This window comes from Luteolibacter sp., assembly GCF_058122085.1.
Window position 1 is genome coordinate 1 of sequence record NZ_JBIKBQ010000178.1, and the last position, 4,380, is coordinate 4,380.

General features: G+C 64.1%; 6 protein-coding genes. 1 reads left to right on the plus strand and 5 read right to left on the minus strand.

What is annotated here, in order from left to right:
- From AC4DF4_RS17955 to AC4DF4_RS17975, 5 genes are all read right to left on the minus strand, one after another.
- The coding region (locus tag AC4DF4_RS17955; protein WP_490049477.1) for a glycosyltransferase N-terminal domain-containing protein at positions 1-308 on the minus strand (308 nt) is incomplete at its 3' end.
- 18 nt (positions 309-326) lie between these two features.
- Positions 327-866, minus strand: coding sequence for a matrixin family metalloprotease (locus AC4DF4_RS17960; protein ID WP_490049478.1), 540 nt, complete (start codon positions 864-866; stop codon positions 327-329).
- Positions 867-946: 80 nt separating this feature from the next.
- The gene (gene rsmD / locus AC4DF4_RS17965; RefSeq protein ID WP_490049479.1) at positions 947-1,495 is read right to left on the minus strand and encodes a 16S rRNA (guanine(966)-N(2))-methyltransferase RsmD; all 549 of its coding nucleotides are present in this window, start codon (positions 1,493-1,495) and stop codon (positions 947-949) included.
- Between the two features lie 12 nt (positions 1,496-1,507).
- Positions 1,508-2,881, minus strand: a complete 1,374-nt coding sequence (locus tag AC4DF4_RS17970) for a hypothetical protein (RefSeq protein WP_490049480.1) — start codon at positions 2,879-2,881, stop codon at positions 1,508-1,510.
- A gap of 3 nt (positions 2,882-2,884) precedes the next feature.
- Entirely contained in the window at positions 2,885-3,646 is a 762-nt protein-coding gene (locus tag AC4DF4_RS17975) for a hypothetical protein (protein ID WP_490049481.1), read from the minus strand.
- A 132-nt stretch (positions 3,647-3,778) separates the two neighbouring features.
- Between AC4DF4_RS17975 and AC4DF4_RS17980 the strand changes: the two genes are divergently transcribed.
- A partial coding sequence (locus tag AC4DF4_RS17980) for a Druantia anti-phage system protein DruA (RefSeq protein ID WP_490049482.1) occupies positions 3,779-4,380 on the plus strand: 602 nt, incomplete at its 3' end.

Genomic DNA, 4,380 nt, shown 5'->3' on the forward strand with positions numbered 1-4,380 from the left:
GCCTCGGTGGCGACGGCGTGGCCGGTGGCGGTGCCGGTGGCGAGCACGAAGCGGCGTCCGGGCTCGCGGACTAACCACTCGCGGATGAGCTTGAGCGCGAGCATCGCCTCGCCGACGCTGACGGCATGGAAATGGACCGCGCCGCACGGCTCGTATTCCAGCGGGGTGGTGTAAATCGCCGCGCGCTCGCCAAGCCGGGTGCCGAAGCCGCCGCGGCGGAGCATTTTCACCAGCCAACCGGGAAACGCCGCGATGAAGAGCAGCGGCAGGAGCATCCGGTAGATCGTGAGTGCGGGGAAGAGGCGCATTGGGAGATGTTTTTTGATTTACCGCTTTTGCTCCAGCGATGCCAGGCTCGCGGCTTTGCACGTGTTACAGAATTCTCCGGTCTCCTTGTCTACCGTCACGATGCTGGACTCGGCGTCTTGCATGACGCAAGCCGCCTGCGGACAGTGGTCCAAACTGAGGACGTGACCGACTTCGTGCACGGCCACCTTTGCAAGGCGACTGCGGAGTTTGTCTTCGTTGGCACCGCGTGCGCCGAGGCGGAAGGTCGAGACCACGCAAGCGCGTCCGCCCAATTGTCCCAGCCCGAAAACGCCCCAATCGGGATGCTCGTCCTTGGTGGTTGAAATATCCCTGGAGGTAATCCCGACGATGATCTGATACTTCGCGTCTGCTTTTCGGTTCAGGAAATCCAGGATCTTTTCAGCCCGATAGCGGCTGCGGGGGGCATACCAGGCTTCAGGGGGAAGTGGCAGGACAGGTAGGATCTCCACCGGCAGGCCGTATGCTTTCTCCAGGCCTTTCTTCATGCAATCCAAGCGCTCCTTTTTCACCAAATCCAAAGGTTGGACGGCGATCACCAGCGGGGGGGCTTCGGCGAAGGCCCGGAGCGAAATCAAAAACAGCGGGAGAATGTGGGAGAATCGCATGGTGACCGGGTCTAACTGGCTGAGTAAAGCAGGATCGCGCTGCTGCCGTATTCGCGGCGTTCGACGAGGGTGAAATCCTCCGCCTCGGGCGATTTCTGGTGGGAGGAGACCTCCGCGACCAGCCAGCCGCCGGAGGCGAGGCGGGGCGGCAGCAGGCGGCTTTTGAGGAGGTCGGTGACGTGGTCTTTGTCGCCGTGGTATTTCCAATACGGCGGATCGGCGAAGATGAGATCGTAGGTGGCGGGGTCGCGCTTGAGGAAGGCGGCGACTTCGGATTTCACGGCGTGGCCGCCGTCGAGCCGGGCTTTTGCCAGGTTTTCGGTGATGACCTTCACGGCTTGGCGGTGTTCATCGACGAAGGTGCAGGCGGCGGCGCCGCGGCTGAGGGCTTCGAGTCCGAGGGCGCCGGAGCCGGCGAAAAGGTCAAGCACGCGGGCGTTTGCCACCCGCTCGCCGAGGATTGAGAACAGCGCCTGGCGGACGAAGTCGGTGGTCGGCCGGGCGACGGCGGTGGGGACTTTGATGGCGATGCGCCCGGCTTTTCCGGCGATGATTCTCATGAGAGGGGTGGCTTAGTTTTTCAGGTTCACGACGGGGCCGTCCTTGCCCAGGCTGAGGAAAAGCTGGCTGATGTTGCCGAAGGCTTCCAGATCAAAGGCGGTGCGCTGCGGGGTGGCAAGCGGCGTGAGAGACGGCGCGGCGAGACGCGGAAAGATCCGGCTGATCATGGCGGTCGCGGATTCCGGGGCGGCGACCAGGCGGGCGGCTCCGGCGGCGCGGCCGTCGGCGAGGAGCGCGGCGTTTCCTAACAAGGATAACTCGTCGCCGATCAACCGCGCATCGACACAGGAAATCGCGCCGCCGCGCAGGACGGTGACGGCGCTGCCGCGGTCGAACTTGGTTTCACGGTCGGCGACGCGGATGGCAGGGGCGACGGACTCGGCGATCAGGTCGCCCTGCCAGGTGCCGGGGGCTAGCAGAAGTCCTCGGAAGCGGGCGTTGGCGGCGATGGCTTCGGCGGTTGCCTGGCCGTCGAAGGGCAGACGAACCGCGGCAAGCGCCTGTCGCGGAAGCTGGGCGTCGATCTGGATGGGCAGGCCGCTGAAGCTGGCGATCCTGCCGGCGAGGATCAACTTGTAGCCGGCGATTTCGGTTTCGAGGGGCTTCAGGGAAAGCAGCGGATAGGTCCAGTCCAGCTGCGCGGCGAGGTTGCGGGCCAGTTCGTTGCCGAAGGCGGAAACCGAGTCGATCTTGAGAGCGGCCTGTGCGGGATCTCCGGCGATGGGGACGGAGCCGGTGATTTTGGAAATCTCTATCAAGGTGCGGTGCGAGCCGGCGTGGACCACGGTGAACGAGGCGTTTTTCAGGTGCAACCAGCCCGTCGGTTGTGAGGGTGGAGCCGGCGGTTTTGGCGGGGAAACCGCGGCTGGCGGAGTTGGCGCGGGAGGACCGGGTTGGACGGCGGCGGGTGGCGGCGTGGCGGCCGCGACCGGAGGCGGAGGCGGAGGCGCCTGCTGGGCGGGTGGAGCCGGGCGGGCGAGGTGGGAAACCAGCTCCAAGGGCAGAAAGAAGCGCGGCGTGTCGAGCGCGATGGAGCGGACTTCTAGCCGTCCGCGCAGCCAGGCTTTCCACACCGGAATCACCCGCAGCGAGTCGATCCGGACGAGCGGTTGCTTGAGCGCCGCGCGTAGCGGGGCGGGTTGGAGCAGTTCCACCGCATCGATGGCCGCGCCATTCCATGGCGACCAGGAAGCGCCCCCCACGCGGGTTTCCATGCCGGTGCGGCGCTCGATTTTCGAAGCGATCCAGCGGCAGGCCCACGGCGTGGAAAGCGAGAGATTTCCTAGCAGGATGATGCCGGCGGGCAATCCCAGCAGGCACGAAACCAGCCATCGCCTGCGGCGGAAGCCCCGGCGTTTCCCGCCAATCGGGGCTTCGGAATCCATCGCTTACTTTTTGAGTTTGGCCTTGGGGGCGGGTTTGACCTCCGCGGATTTGGGCGCGGGTTCCTGGGCTTGGCCGGCTTTGCCAAGGGGGAAGCGGACCATCAGGCTTTTGTCGAGCAGGCGTGTGCCCTCGGTGGAAAGTTCCTGGGCGCGATAGACGATGAGGCCGTGTTTGTTATCTGCGAGACGGCCGAGCGCGAAGTTCTCCTTGATCTTGCCGAGGCCGGTTTCCTCTTCGAACTTCCATTCGAGACCGCTCCATGCGCCGAGGATGCTCGACGAGTCCGCCTTGATGTCGTCGAGGCGTTTCATTTCTCCGTTAGGGGAGCGGAACTGGTCGGATTTCGCATTGTAGCGCAGCGTGGAAAACAGGCTGGCCGCGCCGGTGGAGGTGATGCTCCAGGTGTCGCCGGCGCTCTGGCGGAGCAGCAGCATGACTTGCTCCCTCGGCTTGAACTCACGCTTTTCCCAGAGCGCGAGATACTCGTCGTATTCCGCCTTGGTGAGGCCGAGCCGCTCGTCGTAAGGGAGCGGCGCGCCGGATTTGGCTTGGCCGGAAAATTCCCGGAACCACTTCGGGTCCTTGCGCGCGGCGGCCTCGACTTTGGCGACGTATTTTTCGATTTCCGGAGGCGGCATCACCACGCCGATCTGGCCTTTCACCGGCACGTTTTGTTCGAAAAGCCCGGCAAAGACCTTGGGCACCTCGGCGGCGGAGAGACTGGCGACGAGCGAAAATGCGACGAGCGGGGCGTGGAATTTCATGGGGCGGGGAAAGGCTGTCCGCCGGGCCGCGAAAACTCAAGCGGCAATGCGGAGTCTCGCCCGCAGCCCGCGGCGGATTTTTAAAAATCGGCAAAAATCTGGTTTTCAGCTGATTGAGCCAAATTACTGCACATGTTCTGCGCCTTCGGGCACAACTCGCGCATGGCCACATCCCGCTACCGCGTCCCGGCAATGCCCGAACAGCATGTCCTTGAGCATGTGCGCGTTCGATTGATCGATCCTGACGATGCCATCGAACGTGATCGTTACCGCGCGCTCATCGAAAAACATCACTATCTCAAGAGCGACACGCTCGTCGGCGAGCAACTCCGCTATGTGGCCGAAGTCGATGGGCACTGGCTGGCGCTGTTGAGCTGGAGCGCGGCTGCCAACCACCTCAAGGACCGTGAGGATTGGATCGGCTGGGACATCACGCAACGCCGCCGCCGTCTCGCGCTGGTGGCCAATAACGGCCGTTTCCTCATTCTGCCGGGAGTCGATTGCCCCAATCTCGCCAGCCGCGTGCTCGCACTTTGCGGGCAACGGCTCGCCGATGACTGGCAGCAGTCGTATGGCCATCCCGTGCTGGTGGCCGAGAGTTTCGTCGATAGCCAGTTGTTCCGTGGCACCTGCTACAAGGCGCAGGGCTGGAGATTGTTAGGTGAGACCAAAGGGCACGGGCGCGCCCGGCAGGATTACTACACCACCCACAACCGCCCCAAGCAGCTGTGGGT

Coding starts and splice junctions, on each gene's coding strand:
- AC4DF4_RS17975 (WP_490049481.1), bottom strand. CDS start 3,646: ATGAAATTCCACGCCCCGCTCGTCGCATTTTCGCTCGTCGCCAGTCTC.
- AC4DF4_RS17970 (WP_490049480.1), bottom strand. CDS start 2,881: ATGGATTCCGAAGCCCCGATTGGCGGGAAACGCCGGGGCTTCCGCCGC.
- rsmD (WP_490049479.1), bottom strand. CDS start 1,495: ATGAGAATCATCGCCGGAAAAGCCGGGCGCATCGCCATCAAAGTCCCC.